19 protein-coding genes and 1 pseudogene are annotated in these 20,632 nt (G+C 37.0%); 13 read left to right on the top strand and 7 right to left on the bottom strand.

Going from position 1 to position 20,632, the window contains the following annotated elements:
- Window positions 1-64: pseudogene (locus BMW36_RS20610) on the bottom strand (helix-turn-helix domain-containing protein); the annotation flags it as partial.
- Window positions 65-229: 165 nt separating this feature from the next.
- Between BMW36_RS20610 and cbpB the strand changes: the two are divergent.
- The 3 genes from cbpB to BMW36_RS13495 all read left to right on the top strand — a co-directional run bounded on the left by cbpB (window position 230) and on the right by BMW36_RS13495 (window position 2,676).
- On the top strand, window positions 230-673 hold the full coding sequence (gene cbpB / locus BMW36_RS13505; RefSeq protein ID WP_089741991.1) for a cyclic-di-AMP-binding protein CbpB: 444 nt from the start codon (window positions 230-232) through the stop codon (window positions 671-673).
- A 67-nt stretch (window positions 674-740) separates the two neighbouring features.
- Window positions 741-1,463 (top strand): 2,3,4,5-tetrahydropyridine-2,6-dicarboxylate N-acetyltransferase, encoded by a 723-nt coding sequence (gene dapD / locus BMW36_RS13500; protein ID WP_175480470.1) that lies wholly within the window; start codon window positions 741-743, stop codon window positions 1,461-1,463.
- 94 nt (window positions 1,464-1,557) lie between these two features.
- On the top strand, window positions 1,558-2,676 hold the full coding sequence (locus BMW36_RS13495) for an N-acetyldiaminopimelate deacetylase (protein ID WP_089741989.1): 1,119 nt from the start codon (window positions 1,558-1,560) through the stop codon (window positions 2,674-2,676).
- Window positions 2,677-2,704: 28 nt separating this feature from the next.
- Here BMW36_RS13495 and BMW36_RS13490 read toward each other — a convergent pair whose 3' ends face one another.
- Window positions 2,705-3,526 carry a mechanosensitive ion channel family protein gene (locus tag BMW36_RS13490; protein ID WP_089741987.1) on the bottom strand — a complete coding sequence of 274 codons (822 nt, stop codon included), beginning with the start codon at window positions 3,524-3,526 and terminating at the stop codon, window positions 2,705-2,707.
- Window positions 3,527-3,716: 190 nt separating this feature from the next.
- Between BMW36_RS13490 and BMW36_RS13485 the strand changes: the two genes are divergently transcribed.
- The 5 genes from BMW36_RS13485 to BMW36_RS13465 all read left to right on the top strand — a co-directional run bounded on the left by BMW36_RS13485 (window position 3,717) and on the right by BMW36_RS13465 (window position 9,406).
- The gene (locus BMW36_RS13485; RefSeq protein ID WP_089741985.1) at window positions 3,717-4,259 is read left to right on the top strand and encodes a peroxiredoxin; all 543 of its coding nucleotides are present in this window, start codon (window positions 3,717-3,719) and stop codon (window positions 4,257-4,259) included.
- Between the two features lie 74 nt (window positions 4,260-4,333).
- Window positions 4,334-4,783: a TlpA family protein disulfide reductase gene (locus BMW36_RS13480; protein WP_089741983.1), complete on the top strand. Its 450-nt coding sequence runs from the start codon at window positions 4,334-4,336 to the stop codon at window positions 4,781-4,783.
- A gap of 250 nt (window positions 4,784-5,033) precedes the next feature.
- Window positions 5,034-6,785, top strand: coding sequence for an ABC transporter ATP-binding protein (locus tag BMW36_RS13475; protein WP_089741981.1), 1,752 nt, complete (start codon window positions 5,034-5,036; stop codon window positions 6,783-6,785).
- A gap of 14 nt (window positions 6,786-6,799) precedes the next feature.
- On the top strand, window positions 6,800-8,638 hold the full coding sequence (locus tag BMW36_RS13470) for an ABC transporter ATP-binding protein (RefSeq protein ID WP_089741979.1): 1,839 nt from the start codon (window positions 6,800-6,802) through the stop codon (window positions 8,636-8,638).
- Window positions 8,639-8,734: 96 nt separating this feature from the next.
- A complete protein-coding gene (locus tag BMW36_RS13465; protein ID WP_089741977.1) occupies window positions 8,735-9,406 on the top strand; it encodes a potassium channel family protein in 672 nt (223 codons plus the stop codon).
- A 28-nt stretch (window positions 9,407-9,434) separates the two neighbouring features.
- On the opposite strand, the gene rnjA is transcribed toward BMW36_RS13465, so the two are convergent.
- Together rnjA and BMW36_RS13455 are read right to left on the bottom strand one after the other, a co-directional pair.
- Window positions 9,435-11,102: a ribonuclease J1 gene (gene rnjA / locus BMW36_RS13460; protein ID WP_089741975.1), complete on the bottom strand. Its 1,668-nt coding sequence runs from the start codon at window positions 11,100-11,102 to the stop codon at window positions 9,435-9,437.
- A gap of 2 nt (window positions 11,103-11,104) precedes the next feature.
- Window positions 11,105-11,314 carry a DNA-dependent RNA polymerase subunit epsilon gene (locus BMW36_RS13455; RefSeq protein WP_089741973.1) on the bottom strand — a complete coding sequence of 70 codons (210 nt, stop codon included), beginning with the start codon at window positions 11,312-11,314 and terminating at the stop codon, window positions 11,105-11,107.
- 456 nt (window positions 11,315-11,770) lie between these two features.
- On the opposite strand from BMW36_RS13455, the gene BMW36_RS13450 reads away from it, so the two are divergent.
- Window positions 11,771-12,547: a Cof-type HAD-IIB family hydrolase gene (locus tag BMW36_RS13450; protein WP_175480469.1), complete on the top strand. Its 777-nt coding sequence runs from the start codon at window positions 11,771-11,773 to the stop codon at window positions 12,545-12,547.
- Between the two features lie 53 nt (window positions 12,548-12,600).
- Here BMW36_RS13450 and def read toward each other — a convergent pair whose 3' ends face one another.
- Window positions 12,601-13,155, bottom strand: a complete 555-nt coding sequence (def, locus tag BMW36_RS13445; RefSeq protein ID WP_089741968.1) for a peptide deformylase — start codon at window positions 13,153-13,155, stop codon at window positions 12,601-12,603.
- 190 nt (window positions 13,156-13,345) lie between these two features.
- Between def and BMW36_RS13440 the strand changes: the two genes are divergently transcribed.
- Window positions 13,346-13,990 (top strand): YkyA family protein, encoded by a 645-nt coding sequence (locus tag BMW36_RS13440; protein WP_089741966.1) that lies wholly within the window; start codon window positions 13,346-13,348, stop codon window positions 13,988-13,990.
- A 63-nt stretch (window positions 13,991-14,053) separates the two neighbouring features.
- On the opposite strand, the gene BMW36_RS13435 is transcribed toward BMW36_RS13440, so the two are convergent.
- On the bottom strand, window positions 14,054-15,697 hold the full coding sequence (locus BMW36_RS13435) for a methyl-accepting chemotaxis protein (RefSeq protein WP_089741964.1): 1,644 nt from the start codon (window positions 15,695-15,697) through the stop codon (window positions 14,054-14,056).
- A gap of 19 nt (window positions 15,698-15,716) precedes the next feature.
- Entirely contained in the window at window positions 15,717-16,685 is a 969-nt protein-coding gene (locus tag BMW36_RS13430) for a BMP family lipoprotein (protein ID WP_089741963.1), read from the bottom strand.
- 562 nt (window positions 16,686-17,247) lie between these two features.
- Between BMW36_RS13430 and pdhA the strand changes: the two genes are divergently transcribed.
- Genes pdhA through BMW36_RS13415 form a run of 3 tightly spaced genes read left to right on the top strand, consistent with a single transcriptional unit; the run spans window position 17,248 to window position 20,630 of the window.
- Complete coding sequence (gene pdhA / locus BMW36_RS13425) at window positions 17,248-18,330, top strand: pyruvate dehydrogenase (acetyl-transferring) E1 component subunit alpha (protein WP_089741960.1); 1,083 nt, start codon at window positions 17,248-17,250, stop codon at window positions 18,328-18,330.
- 3 nt (window positions 18,331-18,333) lie between these two features.
- Entirely contained in the window at window positions 18,334-19,311 is a 978-nt protein-coding gene (locus BMW36_RS13420; RefSeq protein ID WP_089741958.1) for an alpha-ketoacid dehydrogenase subunit beta, read from the top strand.
- A gap of 26 nt (window positions 19,312-19,337) precedes the next feature.
- Window positions 19,338-20,630 (top strand): dihydrolipoamide acetyltransferase family protein, encoded by a 1,293-nt coding sequence (locus tag BMW36_RS13415; protein ID WP_089741956.1) that lies wholly within the window; start codon window positions 19,338-19,340, stop codon window positions 20,628-20,630.
- The last annotated feature ends 2 nt before the right edge of the window (window positions 20,631-20,632 follow it).

Raw genomic sequence — 20,632 nt, 5'->3', positions numbered from 1 at the left:
CTAACATTTTGTTATAGACAAAGCGAACACAACCAAAGGTTTTATGCATCAACAAAGCCTGTTCCTCCGTTGGACTACGGCCTTCACACGCTTGAAGAGGGAGACTTCTGTCGGAAGTTCGTTAAAATGGGCTTCCACGACATACGATATACACACTTTTTCAAAAATTATGTTAAAATAGGAAGGGTGAGTACATTACTCCTTCACCAAAATTAAAAGGAGTGTCAACATGTCCAGTATATTAAAGCAGAGATTAGAAGGATTAAAAGTAAGTGATATAATGATACCTGCAGAGAAAGTAGCACATGTTCAAATTGGAAATCCGGTTGAACACGCTTTGCTTGTTTTAGTAGAGTCAGGCTATTCATCTGTACCTGTGTTAGATTTAGATTATAAATATAAGGGAACAATTGCAAAGACTCCTATTTTAAAAAGTGTAATTGGTATGGAACGGTTTGAAATGGAAAGATTATCAGACATCAAAGTAGAGGGTGTGATGCATAAAGATCAGCCAACAATTAAGCAAGATACAGACTTTCTGACTGCATTAAAGGTTGTTATTGATCATGCTTTTGCATGTGTGGTAGATAATGAAAATTTCTTTGTTGGAATACTGACAAGAAGAGCGATCTTAAAAGAAGTAAATAAAACTCTCTATATTGAACAATCATAAATGCTTGTACATGAATCATATTTTTAGTACATTATAATAAATACAAATTATTTTGGAGGAAATATTAATGAAAATGATGGATGCTAACGAAATTATTTCGTTTATTTCAAACAGTAAGAAGTCAACACCTGTAAAAGTTTATGTAAAAGGGAGCGGCCTAGATAAAGTGGAAGCTGCAGGGTCTGTTCAAACTTTTTTAAATGACACAACTGGTGTGATCTTCGGTGAGTGGAAAGAAGTGAATGAACTTCTAAATACATATAAGGAACAAATTGAAGATTATGTGATCGAAAATGACCGCAGAAATTCAGCAATCCCATTACTTGATATGAAAAATATAAATGCCCGTATTGAGCCTGGTGCTATAATTCGTGAACAAGTGGAAATTGGTGATGGAGCAGTTGTGATGTTCGGTGCAATGATTAATATCGGTTCTGTAATTGGAGAAGGAACAATGATTGATATGAATGCATGTCTTGGTGGAAGAGCAACTGTTGGTAAAAATTGCCACGTAGGTGCTGGAGCAGTATTAGCGGGTGTAATTGAGCCGCCTTCAGCACAGCCGGTAGTGATCGAAGATGGTGTTGTGATTGGTGCAAATGCAGTCGTACTAGAAGGTGTACGAGTAGGGGAAGGTGCAGTTGTGGCTGCAGGAGCAATTGTAACTAAGGATGTACCTCCTAACACAGTAGTTGCAGGTACACCAGCAAAAGTAATTAAAGAAATTGATGACCAGACGAAATCAAAAACTGAAATTATTGAAGCATTGAGAAAGCTTGATAATGAATAATGAAGAAACCGGCAAGACAGGATGTTGATTTCCTGTCTTTTTTTTTCACAGTGTGAAACTTAATAAAATGAACCTTATTGGGGGGTGTTCTTAGATGAATAAAGAAGAACTGATCAAAATTAGAAGAGATCTGCATCAGATCCCTGAGCTCGGATTCCGGGAATTTAAGACACAGGAGTATTTGCTTGCAACGATCATGCAAATGAATCGCACTAATATTCATATAACAAAATGGGAAACTGGCTTATTTGTATTTGTTAAGGGATTAAATCCAAAGAGAACAATAGCGTATCGGACAGATATTGATGGATTGCCTATCGTGGAAGAAACCGGCTTGCCTTTTGGTTCTGTTCATCGAGAGAATATGCATGCTTGCGGGCACGATCTCCATATGACAATAGCATTAGGAGCTTTAGATGAGATTTCATCCAATCCAATTAATGATAATGTGCTTTTTATATTTCAACCAGCAGAGGAAGGGCCCGGCGGAGCGGAACCGATTCTTAAATCGGACACTTTTAAACAGTGGGAAATAGATAAAATCTTTGCTTTACATATAGCTCCCGAATTACCTGTTGGTACTGTATCCAGCAGGGAAGGGATCCTTTTTGCTAATACAAGTGAGTTATTTATTGATTTTAAAGGCAAAGGGGGCCATGCGGCATACCCACATTTAACAAGGGATATGATTGTAACTGCCAGTACATTTGTCACACAATTACAACATATAATCTCAAGAAAAGTGGATCCATTAGACAGTGGGGTCATTACTATTGGGAAGATGACTGCAGGGACTGTCCAGAATATTATTGCAGAGAAAGCACGTCTGGAAGGGACTATTCGTACACTCCAGCCTGAAACAATGTCAATTATAAAAACAGAACTGGAGAACATGATTGCCGGATTTCAAATTGCATATGACTGCGAAATAACGACAGATTATGGTTCTATGTATTATCAGGTATATAACCACGGACAGTGTGTAAGTGAATTTAGGGAGATAATGAAGGATGCAGGGATTCATTATACTGAAGCAAATTCAGCAATGACAGGTGAAGATTTCGGATATTTCCTGAAAGACACTCCTGGTTTTATGTTCTGGTTAGGTGTGGAATCAGATTATGGTTTACACCATAGCAAGCTGAATCCAAATGAGGATGCGATTATTGTTGGAGTAAAAGCAGTGACAGACACACTTCGGAAAATGAAATAACCGGGGAATAAAACCCCCGGTTATTATTTTAGTTTTCTTTTGTTACGTTTACCTGATGAGGATATGGAATCTCAATGCTATTTGCATCAAAGGCTTCTTTGATCCGCTTTCTAATATCTCTTTCAGCTCCCCACTGAGCCATGTTTTCCGTCTTGCCAATCACACGTAAAACCACTTCACTTGATCCAAATGACTGTACACCAAGCACATCCGGCCCTTCAGTAAATCGCTCGTCGTTTTCAAATTCTGTACAGACATCTTTTAATACCTGGATTGCCTGATCAATATTGTCCTCGTAGCTTATTCCGATATCAACCAATGCACGCATATTGCCTCTGGAATGGTTACTAACCCCTGAAATCTCACGATTTGGAACAAAATGCAATGTACCGTCAAATCCTCTAATTTGTGTTGTTCGGAGGCCGATTTCTTCGACTATGCCATCGTATCCTGCTACAGTAACGTAATCCCCAACATCTACTTGCTTTTCCAGTAGAATAAAGAACCCTGTCACAATATCACTGACAAGTCCCTGAGCTCCAAATGCGATCGCTAAACCAACCACACCGGCGCTGGCAATCAGCGGGCCGATTTCTAATCCAATGATAGCGAAGAACATAACAATGAATACGAAAATTAACGTATATGAAAATATATTAATTAGTAATTTTTCTAACGTTACAGCTCTTGGCTGAGGGACGTTTTTATGGGAAGTCGATCTTTGTATCAGCCTGGAAATGGCTTTCTTCCCGAGTGGTGAAATAATGAGAAAAGCTATGATTAATACAATCAGCTTTACTCCAATTTCTAAACTTTGCTGCAGCAGGTAATCTAAATCAAAACTAAACATGTTTTTCCTCCTCTTATGATGATATACATATCATAAGTGAAAACATTAGAGACAATCAAATATTTCATAAAAATGTTGGAAATAACTTCCTTAATCATGAAGTGTGAGTAGATTTGTTGACGTTATAAATTCTATCTCTTATAATTTTGGTGAGAAAATAAATAGAATTTGTACGGAGGGATAATTTATTATGGCTGAACGTATGGTAGGAAAACAAGCACCACGTTTTGAAATGGAAGCAGTATTAGCTAACAAAGAATTTGGAAAAGTATCATTAGAAGAAAACATGAAAAATGATAAATGGACAGTATTGTTCTTTTATCCTATGGACTTTACATTTGTATGTCCAACCGAGATAACTGCACTATCCGATCGTTACGACGAATTTGAAGATTTAGATGCTGAAGTTATCGGTGTTTCTACTGATACTATTCATACACACCTCGCATGGATTAAAACATCAAGAGAAGATAATGGCTTAGGAGACTTAAACTATCCTTTAGCAGCTGATACGAATCACCAGGTAGCAAAAGACTATGGTGTGTTAATCGAGGAAGAGGGAGTTGCTCTTCGCGGTCTGTTTATTATCAGTCCTGAAGGTGAATTACAATACCAGGTAGTGAACCACAATAATATCGGTCGTGATGTAGATGAAACACTTCGAGTACTTCAAGCATTACAGACAGGTGGTTTATGTCCGGCGAACTGGAAACCAGGTCAGGAAACTTTATAATAAACAGGAAGGTCTAACGACATGTTAGACCTTCCATCTTTATATTAACTGAGATACTTTGGGAGGATTTACTAATGAAATTGAGAGCTCCAATGCCTGAACTTGAAGGGGCAACAGAATGGTTAAACGGTGAAGTGAAAAAAGAAGACTTAATTGGCAATAAACCAACCCTTATTCATTTCTGGTCAGTAAGCTGCGGTCTTTGCAAAGAAGCAATGCCTAATGTGAATGAATTTCGTGATGAATATAATGACGAATTGAATGTCATCGCTGTACACATGCCTCGTTCAGAAAAAGATTTAGACCTTGACAAGGTTAAAGAAGTGGCAAAAGAACATGACATTAAGCAGCCTATCTTTGTTGATAATAAACACGCCTTAACTGATGCGTTCGAAAACCAGTATGTGCCTGCGTACTATGTATTTGATGAAGAAGGTAACTTAAGGCACTTCCAGGCTGGCGGTGGCGGAATGAAGATGCTCCGCAAACGTGTAAACAGGGTGCTTGGAAAAAATGAAAAATAAAAATGTCCTTTTTAGGGCATTTTTTTATTTTATTTAATAAATAATTTGCCAAAGGCGAGTTAGTCCACTATTCACTAACATTCAAATCATCCAAAAGAAGGAAACAGTTTGTCTGAAAGGTTACCGAAATTTAATGGCATATCTATTTCTTAGTTTTTATATAAAAATTTTAGAAATTAAGTCGAAAAGGTGGAAATTCATTTCGGAAACCGTTATATTTATATTTACGTAAAATTAGGGGGTGCAAAGTTTGGAAACATTTAAAAAATTAAAGCAATTTTACTGGCCTTTTAAGAAGTACTTCTATTTTTCTGTTTTATCTGTTTTATTTGTAACCGCAATCACTGTGGTTTATCCAATTATTCTCCAAATTACAATTGACGATGTCGTTACACCTGGGGAATATCAATTAATACCATACTTAGCAATTGCATTTATCGCTTTAATGGTAATAAAAGGTGTTGCTAATTTTCTGCAACAGTACTTAGGAGATTTATTTGGAGTAAAATCAGTTTATGAATTACGTAATGAGTTGTATAAAAAACTGCAAAGGTTATCATTCACTTATTATGATAATGCGCGTACCGGTGATTTAATGTCACGTTTAACGATGGATGTAGAGGGATTCCGGTTCTTTCTTGCTGCAGGTTTTAAAGAACTGATACGGGTGACACTGCTTATTATTATCAGTCTAAGTGTTATGTTTTATTACTCGGTACCATTAGCTTTAGTGACAATGGCGGTTATGCCTTTTCTTGCGGTTATTGTCTACCGTTTTGACAAAAAAGTTCACCCGGCATTCCGAAGTATTCGACGGTCACTTGGATCATTAAATACGAGAATTCAGGAAAATGTCAGTGGAATGAACACAGTAAAATCTTTATCAAAAGAAGATTTTGAAATTGACCGCTTTTCAACAAATAATATTAATTACCGTGAAGTAAATATAAAAACTTCGAATATTTGGGCGAAGTATTTTCCTCTGATGGAGTTCATTGGAAACGTTAGTATGGTAGCATTGCTCGTATATGGCGGGTATTTAGTTATTAATGACCAGCTAGCATTAGGTGAGTTAGTTGCCTTTTTCAGTCTCGTGTCATATATACTTGGACCGTTAATGCATTTAGGTTTCATTGTTAACCAATTCTCACAGGCAAAAGCTTCTGGGGAAAGACTTTTGGAAATCCTTGAAGCAAAAGAGGATATTGTCGAAGAAGAGCAGCCGTTGAGCGCTGATCAATTTAAAGGTCATGTTACTTTCCGTGATGTCTCTCTGACATATATAGCGGATGACGATGCGGCTTTAAGGAATATTTCGTTTGATGCACCTCCAGGTAAAGTCATTGGGCTAATTGGTCCCACTGGTGCTGGTAAAACGAGTATCACACAGCTTATTACAAGGTTTTATGAGCCGGATCAAGGAGAGGTATTGGTTGATGGAAAACCAACAACGGCATATGAACTGAAAGGATTAAGAAAGCACATCGGGTTTGTGTTGCAAGAATCTTTCTTATTTTCCACTACCATTAAAGCTAACATTGCATACGGAAATCCTGAAGCATCAATGGAAGAGATTATCGCTGCTGCGAAAAGAGCTCAAGCTCATGAATTTATTATGGAAATGCCGAACGGATACGACACCATGCTCGGAGAACGGGGTATGGGGTTATCTGGCGGGCAGAAGCAAAGAATAGCTATTGCGAGAGCTATTCTAATTGATCCAAGGATTTTAGTGCTTGATGATGCGACATCGGCTGTCGATATGGAGACAGAGTTTCTTATTCAGAAAGCGTTAAAAGAAGTGATGAAAGACAGAACAACATTTATTATTGCCCATCGTATTTCGTCATTAAAACATGCAGATGAGATTTTAGTATTAAATGACGGGTCTATTGTAGAAAGAGGTACACATCAGCAGTTAATTAAGCAAAACGGTGCCTATAGAAGAATATATGATATTCAATACAAAGATAGAGATACAGTAATGCAATCTATGAAATAAGGGGAGGGATAGAAATGGCTAAATCATTATCTGCCAGAGAAATGAAGAAAGACAGCCCGCACTTGAAAAGGTTTTATTATCCATTAGACCAGGCGGTTGAAAAACCTTTTAACTGGAAGCAAATGTTACGGTTGCTGGAATACTTAAAGCCGTATGCCAAAAAGCTTCTTCCAGCTGCTATATTTGCTATGCTTATATCTACGATAGTCCGGTTGGTAGTCCCGATATTAATAGGGAATGTGGCAATAGACCGGGCGATAACTGAAAATAACGTAAGTTTGCTAACATATTTGATCATCGGGATTTCAATCTTATATTTATTAAGTTATGTAGCGAACATGTTTCGAATTAAATGGGTCAATATACTGGGACAAAGAGTTATTTATGACTTAAGAAGCAGACTTTTCTCCCATGTACAAAGATTGTCTCACAACTTCTTTGACAAAAGATCAGCAGGTTCCATTCTGGTAAGAATTTTAAATGATGTTAACTCTTTACAGGAGTTATTTACAAACGGGATTATTAATTTATTAATGGATGTCGTTATGTTAATAGGTATAATTGTTATCCTGTTTGCTTTGAGTCCGCCTTTAGCTCTAGCGGTATTAGTAATATTACCAATCATGTTTTTTATTTCGACTAAATTACGCCGGAACATCCGCAGGTCATGGCAAGATGTACGTATCCAGAAATCAAGATTAAACTCACATTTAAATGAGAGTATGCAGGGAATCCGTATTACCCAGTCATTCTCTCAGGAAAAAGAAAACACAGAGTTTTTTAATGGTGTAAATACAGATAATTATGAGATGGAACGTGTTGCGATGAAGAAGAGTGCCTACTTTGGACCATTTGTGGAAATGAGCAATGCAGTAGGAACTGTAATTTTGATCTCCTTTGGCGCACATTTGATTATTACAGGTGATATCGGTGTAGGTACATTTGTATCTTTTGCATTTTATCTTGGTATGTTCTGGGAACCAATCTCACGGTTAGGTCAAATATACAATCAGTTGTTAGTTGCAATGGCTTCTTCTGAAAGAATATTTGAATTTTTAGATGAACAGCCAAATGTAAAAGAAAAAGCTGATGCAAAAGAATTTAACGATATGAAAGGGCATATTGAATTTGATAAAGTTCAATTCTCATACAACGAAGACCGAATCGCACTACATGAGATTTCACTGGAAATGAAACCTGGCCAGACTGTAGCGTTAGTTGGTCATACAGGCTCAGGAAAATCAACAATCGCAAACTTAATCAGCCGTTTCTATGACCCGACGAAGGGTGCGGTGAAAATTGATGGGCATGATCTAAAAGATATGAAGTTAACAAGTCTTAGAAACAACATATCCGTTGTTCTGCAGGATACTTTTATTTTTTCCGGTACTATCATGGAAAATATCCGATTTGGTCGTCCTGAGGCGACGGATGAGGAAGTGAAGGCAGCGGCACGAGTGGTTGGTGCAGAAGACTTTATTAACCGTCTTTCTAAAGGCTATGAAACTGAAGTAGAAGAGCGTGGAAACATATTATCAGCAGGGGAGAGACAACTTTTATCATTTGCTCGAGCTTTGCTGGCAGATCCCAGAATACTTATCCTCGATGAAGCAACCGCAAGTATTGATACGGAGACAGAGGTTAAGATTCAGCAGGCACTGAAAAAGTTACTTGAAGGAAGAACAGCTATCATGATTGCACACCGATTATCAACGATCAGAGAGGCAGATAAAATTATTGTGTTAGAACATGGCCGTATACTTGAGCAAGGCAGTCATGATGAATTAATGAACAGAAAAGGCGAGTACTACGATTTAGTAAAGTCCCAATTTGATATGTTAGATGCTTTGTAATCAGATTGATTTAGAAGGTGTGACTGCAAACAAGTTTCATGATATGGTAAAATAAGCAGGTAATCATTTATATTGAACTGTTTTGGAGGAAGATTGATGAAACGTGAATTTGCAGTAATAGGTTTAGGTCGATTTGGAGGAAGTATCTGCCGTGAATTAAGTGCTGAGGGAATGGATGTATTAGCAATTGATATCCATGAGGATAAAGTGAATGAATTCAAAAGCATTGCAACACATGCAGTAATTGCTGATACAACAGATGAGAGTGTTCTGAAGGAATTAGGAATCAGGAACATAGATCATGTGATTGTAGCAATTGGAGATAATATTCAAGCAAGTATTTTAACAACACTTATGTTAAAAGAACTGGGAATAAATAAGATAACTGTCAAAGCGCAAAATGATTACCATGAAAAAGTATTAAATAAAATTGGTGCAGACCATGTAGTTCACCCTGAAAGGGATATGGGGCGGAGAATTGCGCACAGTATAATCTCGACAAACATACTGGATCATCTGGAACTTTCGGATGATCACAGTATAGTGGAAGTGAAAGCAGGGAAGAAGATGCATGGAAAGACACTACTCGAATTAGATATTCGTGCACAGTATGGTTGTAACGTCGTTGCAATTAAAGAAGCGAATGAGAAAGGGATCAATGTTTCTCCAATGGCGAATCAGCAATTAGTAAGGGATGATATTTTAATTGTTATCGGAGCAGACAAAGATATATCACGGTTTGAAAAGAACCTAGTTTTAGAAGATTAAAAAACCCTGACAAATGTCAGGGTTTTTCTTATACTTCCATAATGATAGGCAAGATCATTGGACGGCGTTTCGTTTTCTCGTAAAGATATGGAGCAATAGTGTCTGTAATTTCATTTTTTATTTCCGACCATTGTGTTGTTCGTCGTTCCATTACTTTATCGAGGTGTTTTGCCACGATTTTCTGAGCATCATTGATTAAATCTTCTGATTCACGCATATACACGAATCCTCTGGAAATAATATCTGGCCCTGAAGCAATTTTGAATTCTTTCATATTTATACTTACCACAACAATTACTAATCCTTCTTCTGATAAAATACGACGGTCTCTTAGAACGATATTACCTATATCACCAATACCACTGCCATCCACATAAACAGATCCTGAAGGGATTTTTCCAGCAATGCCGGCCTGGTCTTTACCAAGTGCAAGGACTTCACCGTTATCCATTATAAAACTGTTTTTTGGTGGAATGCCACAACTTTCAGCTAATTTAGTATGCTCTTTTAGCATTCTGTACTCACCGTGTATCGGTAAGAAGAACTTAGGTTGAATCAGACGTAACATTAACTTTTGCTCTTGCTGCCCGCCATGACCGGATGTATGAATATCGTTTAATGGACCATGAATGACATCTGCACCTGCACGATATAATTGATTAATAATTTTGCTGACACTTAGCGTGTTCCCAGGGATTGGCGAGGAAGAAAACACGACAGTGTCACCAGGTATTATTTGAATCTGGCGGTGAGTACCATTGGCAATCCGTGACAATGCTGCCATTGGTTCACCTTGGGATCCTGTACATAATATCGTTACTTCGTTTGCTGGAAGCTGATTGATCTGACTTGCTTCGATAAAAGTATTTTTAGGTGCACGAATATAACCTAGTTCTTGTCCAATTTTAATGGCGCCTTCCATACTTCTGCCGAAAACTGCAATTTTACGGTTGTGTTTGACAGCAGCTTCTACGACTTGTTGTAAACGATGGATATTGGATGCGAATGTAGCGAAAATTAACCTTCCGTCTACTCTAGAGAAAATGTCATTAATACTTTCACCAACTACACGCTCAGATAGAGTGAAATCAGGGACTTCGCTATTCGTACTATCGGACAGAAGACATAAAACGCCTTCCTTCCCAATCTCTGCCATCTTTGTCAGATTAGCGGGTTCTCCGACTGGAGTAAAATCGAATTTGAAATCACCAGTATGCACAATATTACCTGGAGGTGTTTTTACTACAATACCATAGGAATCAGGGATGCTGTGTGTTGTTCTAAAGAAAGATACAGCGGTCTTTCTAAATTTGAAAATATCATCTTCTTGATATGTGTGCAGCTTTGCTTTTCTTAATAATCCATGTTCATCCAATTTATTTTTGATTAAGCCAATTGCTAATTTCCCAGCATATATAGGAACATTTATTTCTCTTAAAAGGTAAGGTATACCGCCAATATGGTCTTCATGACCATGAGTGATAAAAAGCCCTTTAATTTTATCCTGATTTTGCACCAGGTAAGTATAATCAGGTATGACATAATCAATTCCTAATAATTCATCTTCGGGGAATTTAATCCCAGCATCAATAAGAATGATTTCGTCCTGGAACTGAACAGCATATGTGTTCTTCCCAATTTCACCTAGCCCACCTAATGCAAAAACTGCGGTTTGATCATTTTTTACAAATTTCATAATCAGTCATTCACCACACGGAAAAATTCTGATTGTTGTTCATATGCTAGGTGTGCTTCATCTAATAATTGGATTAATTCGATATTAATATTTTTTTCTTTTAATAACTGTCTAACTTCCCTTTCGGAGCTAGCTTCGATATATAAACTTTTTGTATGTTCACGTACCGGTATTTCTAATGAATCTTCTTGATATAGTACTTTGTATACCATTTTATCTCTCCTTCTAGTTACATTACTGAATTATTTCCATTGATCCCTTTGGTTTATAGTAAATTACTGTATTATTTAGAACGTTGTATTGTAGTTGGTACACGTCTTCTAACAACATCTCGCCACCGTTTTTTTAGTTTTTCCTTCAAACGTTTTAACATAACTACTTCCAACTCCTTCCTAATCATTAGAAAAGAAAAGCAAGTACTCAATGAACCGATCCAATCCCTATTACTTTATAGTATAGTATGATTTCACTTTTTTTGAAACAAAAAAGGTAAAATCTCTAAAAAGAATTTTTCGTAAACCTTTAAGAAAAGGAAGTTTTTTCTCTTGAACGATTATTACTAATCCTTATTTTTCACCATCTGAAGATAGTTATTCGCTTGATTGCAATGATATAATATTGTATGGGGACAAAAAACTTTATGTGATAGAAAGAGAGGCAGAATGTTTGTGGACAAAAAAGTCGTGTTTTTAGATATTGATGGAACTATATTAGATCATGGTAAGAAAATACCTGAATCTGCGAAAGAAGCTGTAGCAAAATTGAAAGAAAATGGTGTCATTGTGGCCATTGCAACAGGCAGGGCACCTTTCATGTTTCAGGATATTTTAACAGAACTTGATATTGATTCCTTCATAGGGTTTAACGGACAATACGCAGTTTATCAGGGAGAAGTTATCCATCAGAATTCATATAATGTTGAGCAGATGGAGCAGTTGCTTGAATTTAGTAATAATTCCAATCATCCATTAATTTTCCAATCAGTTGAAGGTATGAAAGCAACAGTTGCTGAGCATAAGTTTATTGAATCAGGTATGAACAGCTTAAAAAGGAATCATCCTGAAATGGATAAAGAATTCTATAAAAAAGTTCCTATCTTTCAAGCTTTACTTTTTAATGAAGAGCATGAACAATCAGCTTATGAAACGAATTTTGACCAGCTAAGATTTGTCAGGTGGCATAAGTATTCCTGTGATGTCCTGCCAAAAATCGGTTCGAAAGCACATGGAATTGAACAGTTTATTAAAGCACTGGATATAGACTGGAAAGATACGTATGCATTTGGGGATGGTTTAAATGATCTGGAAATGATTGAAACAGTGCGTTATGGAATAGCCATGGGTAATTGTGTGGAGGATTTAAAAGAAAAAGCATATTTCGTAACAGAAGATGTAGCAGATAATGGGTTAAGTAATGGTTTGAAAAAATTAGGTCTTATCGATTGATAATGAAGAAAAAACAAGCGCGAAGCCGTATTGATGGCTTTGCGCTCTTATTTTCAGGCATCACACGCAGTGGAATTTTCCGGAACAAGGAAGGGGTCTTCCTTATTAAGGTGATCATAAAACATAACACCATTTAAATGGTCAATTTCATGCTGGAAAACAATTGCCGCATATCCTTTTAATTTTAATTTTATTTCGTTATTTTCAAGGTCATATGCTTTAACTGTTATCTTATTATATCTTGGTATATAGCCAGGGACTTCTCTGTCAACAGATAAACACCCTTCGCCACCACTTAAGTATGTTTTTGCAACGGAATGGCTCACTATTTTTGGGTTAAATAAGCCATAAGTATATTGTTTTTCATCAAAATCCTGAAAGTGCACGGCAATCATCCGTTTTGAAATACCGATTTGGGGTGCTGCAAGACCAACACCTGCTCTAAGTCCATATTTTTGTGCAATTTCTTCATCCTGGCTATTTTTTAAAAAGGTAAGCATCTCCTTAAGTGTTTCCTTTTCTTCATTGGATGGAGGCAATTCCACTTCCTTTGCTACCTGGCGGAGAACAGGGTCTCCTTCTCTAACGATATCTTTCATTGTTATCATTTATAACACCTCTTTTGAACAAATTCCTATTTTTATTTCATATAAAAAGTTATATTAATGATATAGAGAAATATACTTTCTATGTACTAATCATAATAGCATAAAATTATGTATTGCAAGCAAAGTATAATTTCTTAAATATGTTATACTTAAACCCATTGATTTTATTAACACAAAAGGAGTCAAAAAGATGAAGAAATTATTGATTGGTATTACACTTGTATTATTAATTTCAGGCTGTAGTGGAGAATCAACTGCCAAACAGATGTATGCACATTTAGAAAAAGCATGGGAACTTGAAGAGACTTTTGCTGATCAACAGGACCCATTTACGCAATTAGAGGAAAAAGATAACGAGATTTATAATGAACTAATTGAATTGTCTGCTGACGAGGAGGATAAAATCACTGAACTACAAAAAGAAGCCTTTGATAATATTGAGGAACGAAGATCTTTGCTTGAAACTGAAAAAGAAAGTATTGAGAATGCGGAAGAGGAGTTCACAAAGGTAAAGGACTATGTGGAAGATTTAAACGAGGAGGTCAAACCAACTGCTGAAGAAATGATTAAAGCAATGGAAAACAGATTCAGCAAATACTATCAACTTTATGAAGCCTACCTTAACTTACTAGATGAGGACCATATATTATATGAGCTTTTTGCGAAGGAAGATTTGACAGAAGATGAGTTGATCGGTCAAATTAATGTAGTAAATGAGAAATTAGAAAATGTTAGGGAATTAAATGCTTCATTTAATCAATTTACAGATTCGTACAATGAGTTAAAAGAGCAGTTCTATGAAGAAGCGGGACTTAACGTAGAATTTGAAGAATAGCCTCCATTGACTGGAGGCTGTTTTAACTCAGTTACCCTGAGATACCTGCATAAGACGCACATTTTATGAGAGAGTGAACCTGCTGATATTGTCCTGTAATTCCTTTGCAGCTTCTGCCAGATCTTTTGCAGCAGAGGACACTTGCTGAACAGATGAAGTTTGTTCTATGGTAGCATCTGCTACCTTACTTGAATGAGTCGAAGCTGATTCTGATATCATTTTTACCCTTTTCATTGAAGTCAATAAAATCGTTTTATTATTATTAATCATGTCAATTGATGCAGTTGCTTCATTCATTCGCTGTTTAATCTTCTCAATTACTTCTGTTATCTTGTTAAATGAATCATTTGCCTCATCTGCCAGTACCATCCCCTGTTTTACCGCATTATTGCCATTTTTCATTGACGAAATGACCATACCTGTTGTTTGCTGTATAGAATTAATTAATTCACTTATCTGTCTTGCCGAATTACCAGACTTCTCTGCAAGATTTCTTACTTCCTTTGCGACAACTGCAAAACCTTTTCCATGTTCGCCTGCTCTTGCTGCTTCAATGGCAGCATTTAATGCTAACAAATTTGTTTGCTCAGCAATATCAGAAATTAATTCAACGATCTTATTTATCTCTTGTGAATGTTGATCCAAAGTTTTAATGACCATATCGGTATCTTTCGAATGTTGATGTATTGTTGTCATTTGATCATTCATTCTCAAGATTGTAACAATACCTTGCTGTGAGCGCCTTGATGCTTCATTTGAGGATTCTGTCACTAACTGAATTTGATCCGATATCGTGTCAATGTCTTTTGCAATTTGATGGACATTTTTGTTGGAGTCATTAACAAGACGATACTGCTTAACTGAACCTTCAGATACTTCAGTGATATTTTTTGATATAGTTTCATTGATACCGGAGCTTTGGTCTGCATGTGTACTTAACTTTTCGCTGGATGAGGAGACATTGTGAGAAGTTTCATATACATTGGTGATTAATCCTTTTAAGTCCTGATTCATTTTAACAAAGGTGTTCTGTAATTGTCCTATCTCATCCCTGCGCCTTGAGATATGTAATGTTTGTCTCAGATTACCACTTGCAATTTCGTCGGCCTGCTTTACCAGCCGTCTTATGGCAGCTGCCAGCCGATTTGTCATTACAAAAGAGAAGCCGCCTGTACATAACAGTAAAGCAATTCCTGAAACAATAGTGAAAATGATGATGAAATTAATCATATTTGTTTGTTGAGAGACTGAGTCCTGGTAATTTTGATCGATAATGAGTTTTAACAAGTGAATATCGTTTAATATTCCGTGAGTTCTGATGGCTAGTCTTTGAGCTTCATCAATATCTTTCCTGTCCAGACTGTCTGTTACATTTTGTTGAAAATTTTTAAGTTTGTTTTCGATCTTGTTAGTTTGATTCACAGCATTCTCAGTATTTTTAAAAGATGTGAGAGAAACTAGACTTTGCTGTAATTTAGTATGGACAGATTCTGCGTCATTATCTGATCTGCTTAAAGTAAAACTGTTTAATCCTTGCTCAACAGACAGAATAGTATTATTTAGTTTTTCAACTTCTACAAGTTGGTCGACCCTGTCGTTATTTGATGAATGGATTTGTGTCATTTGAATGATAATAATCGCCATAATAGTACAGGCAATAAATAGTGGAAATAATGTAATCAATCTTAGTTTCTGCTTAATATTCATAGGATTACCCGCTTTCTTTTTACTCGTCTGCCATGTTAGCACTTGATTTTACTTTATTAGTTAGTTCTTTCAGACGTTCTTTTTCAGACTCTGTCATAGCTATGTTCCGTACAGGGGCAATCCCCACCCCATCTTCCTTTAATCCGAGTACTAAATCACTGCTTGGTAAATGACCATTGAGCTGCCATTCTTCTGCTATAATATAAATTGCTTTATCTACATTTTTAATCATGGAACTTACGACAGTTTTTTCACCTGTGAAAAACTGATCAGAGTCTGCACCGAATGAATATACTCCTGTTTCCTCTGCTTTATTTATGACTCCTTCACCTGTCATTCCTGCTGTAGTATACAAATAATCTGCACCTTCTCTTATTACTTCAAAAGCAGTTTTTGCTCCGAGATCGTAATCGTCAAAGCTGCCAGTGAACTGATCTAGTACAACTGCTTGCCGGTTAGTGGCAGCAACTCCCTGTTTAAATCCACTCAAGTACTTCCGGGTTACCGGTGTATCCTCACCACCTATAAAAGCAACAGTGTCTGTATTTGTTTTTATTCCGGCAAGTGCACCGATAAGGAAGCTTCCTTCATCTTCTTTAAATTGGATGCTCCATACATTAGGTAAGTCAATCTGACTATCAATTATTACGAATTGCTGTTGCGGAAATTGTTGAGCCACTTCCTTCAGATCGTTTTTCACCTTAGTTCCCAGGCTTATTATTAAATCATTGTCTTGTTCAATTAACTCTACTAATCCTGTTTTATAATCTTCTTCATCACCTGGTTCAATGTAATCAAATAAGATACCAAGCTCATCTCTTGCTTTTTCCAATCCGTAAAAGGCAGAATCATTCAACGATCGGTCCCCAAGCCCATCCGGCAACAAAATCCCGATCTTCGTTGTTTTTTCAAAGGCCGAAGTGGGTGCTGAGCATCCTGTAATTAAAATTATTAAAAATATTGATAGGAAATTTGTCCACCTTTTCATCTAATCCCTCCCAATTCCATTTGTGTGACTTTTAACCTGGTTAACATTCCTTAAAGTAACATATTAATTTCCATTCACTACTGTTTTTTACAAATAATTTACATAAAATTAATGTTGTGTATCCTGGATGAGATGGGGGGGCGGGTTGAGAATTTGCCGAAATATCACTGCTTAATAAGGAAACATATATACATACAAATCTGGTGCTGTAATGAGAAGATTACAATTAGTACAGAGGAGAAAAGAAAATGAAACAGATGACAGATACAACAAATTGGTTTCGTGTAATACACCATGTTTCCTATCTTTGCAAAAATATATACTAATTATTGCAAAGTGTTTGACCAAAGCCACTCAATGAGCTAAACTATACATGAGTAAAAATTGTACCAATATTATTTAGCGAAACATATGTAACAGATTATAGTTAAGACGATTTGATTATTTTTTTAATTAAATGGGTATAGCAATAATAATGACTTTGGTACAGATTTTTTAATCTTTTGGGAAAGCTAATTTTGATAAATTAATTTTGGATTTGGAAAGGAAGAGGTGAATTTTTTTGAAACGTACAGTAGAAAACATTGAAGAACAGTTTGAAACGTTTCAAATTCTGAATGAAGAAGGAAAAATTGTAAATGAAGAAGCAATGCCTGAACTTTCAGATGAAGAATTAAAAGAATTAATGTATCGCATGGTTTATACACGAATTCTTGATCAGCGCTCAATCGCTTTAAACCGCCAGGGTCGTTTAGGATTCTATGCCCCTACAGCAGGTCAGGAAGCATCACAATTAGGTACACAATTTGCTCTTGAAAAAGAAGATTTTATATTACCGGGTTATCGAGATGTTCCACAGCTTATTTGGCATGGCCTTCCATTATACCAGGCATTTCTATTTTCTCGTGGGCATTTCCATGGAAATCAATTTCCTGAAGGTGTAAATGCACTCAGTCCACAAATCATCATTGGAGCACAATATACTCAAGCTGCAGGTGTGGCACTAGGGATGAAGAAGCGTGGTAAGAAAGCTGTTGCTATTACTTACACTGGTGATGGCGGAACATCACAGGGTGATTTCTATGAAGGAATTAACTTCGCAGGTGCTTATGGTGCACCAGCAATTTTTGTTGTGCAAAACAACAGATTTGCAATTTCTGTTCCGGTCGAGAAACAAACTGCCGCTAAAACATTAGCTCAAAAAGCAGTAGCTGCCGGAATTGAAGGCATTCAAGTTGACGGGATGGACATTCTTGCCGTTTATGCAGCAACAAAGCAGGCGAGAGAGCGAGCGGTAAATGGAGAAGGACCGACACTAATCGAAACACTTACTTACCGTTATGGTCCACATACAATGGCTGGTGATGACCCGACACGCTACCGTACGGAAGATATGGACAGTGAATGGGAGAAAAAAGATCCAATTGTCCGTTTCCGTAAATTCCTTGAGGAAAAGGGCTTATGGTCTGAAGAGGAAGAAAACGAAGTAATTGAAAAAGCAAAAGAAGAAATTAAAGCAGCAATTAAGAAAACTGACGAACAACCAAAACAAAAAGTAACTGAACTTATTAATAATATGTATGAAACACTTCCAGCTCACTTGCAGGAACAATTGGAAGAATATCAAGCAAAGGAGTCGAAGTAAATCATGGCTCAAATGACAATGATTCAAGCAATCACTGATGCATTACGTGTTGAGTTAAAAAATGATGAAAATGTCTTAGTATTCGGGGAAGATGTTGGTCAAAACGGCGGGGTTTTCCGTGCAACAGAAGGATTACAAAAAGAATTCGGTGAAGACCGGGTATTTGATACACCATTAGCTGAATCAGGAATTGCAGGTATTTCCGTTGGTTTGGCAACACAAGGGTTCCGTCCAGTACCAGAAATTCAATTCTTTGGCTTTGTTTATGAAGCAATGGACGCAATTAATGGGCAAATGGCTCGATTACGCTACCGTTCTGGTAACACAATGAATGCGCCAGTTACTATTCGTTCACCATTCGGTGGCGGGGTTCACACACCAGAACTTCATGCGGATTCATTAGAAGGGCTTGTTGCACAACAGCCAGGTTTGAAAGTAGTAATTCCTTCAGGTCCATACGATGCGAAAGGTCTATTAATTCAGTCTATTCGTGATAATGATCCGGTAGTTTTCCTTGAACATATGAAATTGTACCGTTCTTTCCGTGAAGAAGTTCCGGAAGATGATTATACAATTGAATTAGGGAAAGCTAATGTTGTCCGTGAAGGTAATGATGTAACACTTGTTGCTTACGGCGCTATGGTTCATTCCGCATTAAAAGCCGCGGAAGAACTGGAAAAAGACGGAATAGACGCGGAAGTTATTGATTTACGTACAGTTATGCCTGTTGATTTTGATACAATTGTCAAATCAGTAGAGAAAACGAACCGTATGGTGATGGTTCAGGAAGCACAACGCCAGGCAGGTATGGCAGCTTACATTATTTCAAATGTACAAGAACGAGCGATCCTTCATCTGGAAGCTCCAATACTAACTGTAGCTGCTCCTGACACAGTATATGCATTTACTCAGGCAGAAGAAGTTTGGTTGCCAAATTATCAGGATATTATCGAAAAAGTAAATAAAGTCATTAATTTCTAATAATAACAGAGACGGGAGGTCATCAAATGGCTTTTGAATTTAAACTGCCGGATATTGGTGAAGGTATCCATGAAGGCGAAATAGTAAAATGGTTTGTAAAAGCTGGTGAAGAAATTAAAGAAGATGACGTGCTATGTGAAGTGCAAAATGATAAGGCAGTCGTAGAAATCCCTTCTCCAGTTGACGGGACGGTAAAAGAAGTACACTTTGAAGAAGGTTCAGTGGCGACAGTTGGCCAGACAATTATCACAATTGATGCAGAAGGGTATGAAGATGCTGAATCTGCAGAACAGCCTAAAGCTGAAGAGCCAGATGCACCAAAAGAAGAACCTAAGGAGCAAGAGGAATCAAAAGGAGCTAAAGAAACAGATGATACTTCGGCTAAAGATCCTAACAGTCGTGTAATTGCTATGCCATCTGTTCGTAAATATGCCAGAGATAATAATGTGAATATAACAGAAGTGCAAGGTTCCGGTAAGAATAATCGTGTACTTAAAGAAGATATTGATGCTTTCTTAAATGGTGATCAATCAGCGCCAGCTGCTAGTGAAAAGACAGAAGCTGCTTCTTCAGAGCAGACTCAGGCTGCTGCGAGCACAACAGTTCCTGAAGGTGAGTTCCCTGAAACTCGTGAGAAAATGAGCGGAATTCGAAGAGCTATTGCAAAAGCAATGGTAAATACTAAGCAGACAGCACCTCACGTAACACTTCATGACGAGGTTGATGTAACGGAGTTAGTGGCACACCGGAAGAAATTTAAACCAATTGCTGCAGAACAGGAAATCAAGTTAACTTATCTGCCTTATGTAGTAAAAGCACTTGTTTCTGCTTTAAGCAAATATCCGGCTTTAAATACATCATTGGATAATGATACAGATGAGATTGTCCAAAAACATTACTACAATATCGGAATTGCGGCAGATACAGAAAAAGGTCTTTTAGTACCTGTTGTTAAAAATGCTGATCGCAAATCAGTTTTCGGTATTTCTAAAGAAATTAATGAATTAGCAGGAAAAGCTCGTGACGGCAAGCTTGCTCCAAATGAAATGAAAGGTGCTTCTTGTACTATTTCAAACATCGGTTCAGCAGGTGGGCAATGGTTCACACCGTTAATTAATCAACCTGAAGCTGCTATTTTAGGTATCGGGCGTATCGCTGAAAAGCCTGTTGTTAAAGATGGTGAGATTGTTATTGCACCTGTTCTAGCATTATCTCTAAGCTTTGATCACAGAATCATTGATGGTGCAACAGCACAAATGGCTTTAAATCAAATTAAACGATGTTTAGCTGACCCACAACTAATTATGATGGAGGGGTAAAA

This window comes from Gracilibacillus ureilyticus, from assembly GCF_900111195.1.
GTDB classification, from domain to species: Bacteria; Bacillota; Bacilli; order Bacillales; family Amphibacillaceae; genus Gracilibacillus; species Gracilibacillus ureilyticus.
Note: the sequence above shows the minus strand (reverse complement) of the source record. Positions and strands in the feature narration are given on the sequence as shown.

Bases quoted from the DNA above. Each gene is read 5' to 3' on its own strand.
- BMW36_RS13440 (WP_089741966.1), top strand. From the start codon at position 13,346: ATGAAGAAATTATTGATTGGTATTACACTTGTATTATTAATTTCAGGC.
- BMW36_RS13480 (WP_089741983.1), top strand. From the start codon at position 4,334: ATGAAATTGAGAGCTCCAATGCCTGAACTTGAAGGGGCAACAGAATGG.
- BMW36_RS13415 (WP_089741956.1), top strand. From the start codon at position 19,338: ATGGCTTTTGAATTTAAACTGCCGGATATTGGTGAAGGTATCCATGAA.
- BMW36_RS13435 (WP_089741964.1), bottom strand. From the start codon at position 15,697: ATGAATATTAAGCAGAAACTAAGATTGATTACATTATTTCCACTATTT.
- BMW36_RS13455 (WP_089741973.1), bottom strand. From the start codon at position 11,314: ATGGTATACAAAGTACTATATCAAGAAGATTCATTAGAAATACCGGTA.
- BMW36_RS13485 (WP_089741985.1), top strand. From the start codon at position 3,717: ATGGCTGAACGTATGGTAGGAAAACAAGCACCACGTTTTGAAATGGAA.
- BMW36_RS13420 (WP_089741958.1), top strand. From the start codon at position 18,334: ATGGCTCAAATGACAATGATTCAAGCAATCACTGATGCATTACGTGTT.
- rnjA (WP_089741975.1), bottom strand. From the start codon at position 11,102: ATGAAATTTGTAAAAAATGATCAAACCGCAGTTTTTGCATTAGGTGGG.
- cbpB (WP_089741991.1), top strand. From the start codon at position 230: ATGTCCAGTATATTAAAGCAGAGATTAGAAGGATTAAAAGTAAGTGAT.
- dapD (WP_175480470.1), top strand. From the start codon at position 741: ATGAAAATGATGGATGCTAACGAAATTATTTCGTTTATTTCAAACAGT.
- BMW36_RS13495 (WP_089741989.1), top strand. From the start codon at position 1,558: ATGAATAAAGAAGAACTGATCAAAATTAGAAGAGATCTGCATCAGATC.
- BMW36_RS13490 (WP_089741987.1), bottom strand. From the start codon at position 3,526: ATGTTTAGTTTTGATTTAGATTACCTGCTGCAGCAAAGTTTAGAAATT.
- BMW36_RS13465 (WP_089741977.1), top strand. From the start codon at position 8,735: ATGAAACGTGAATTTGCAGTAATAGGTTTAGGTCGATTTGGAGGAAGT.
- BMW36_RS13430 (WP_089741963.1), bottom strand. From the start codon at position 16,685: ATGAAAAGGTGGACAAATTTCCTATCAATATTTTTAATAATTTTAATT.
- def (WP_089741968.1), bottom strand. From the start codon at position 13,155: ATGATAACAATGAAAGATATCGTTAGAGAAGGAGACCCTGTTCTCCGC.
- BMW36_RS13470 (WP_089741979.1), top strand. From the start codon at position 6,800: ATGGCTAAATCATTATCTGCCAGAGAAATGAAGAAAGACAGCCCGCAC.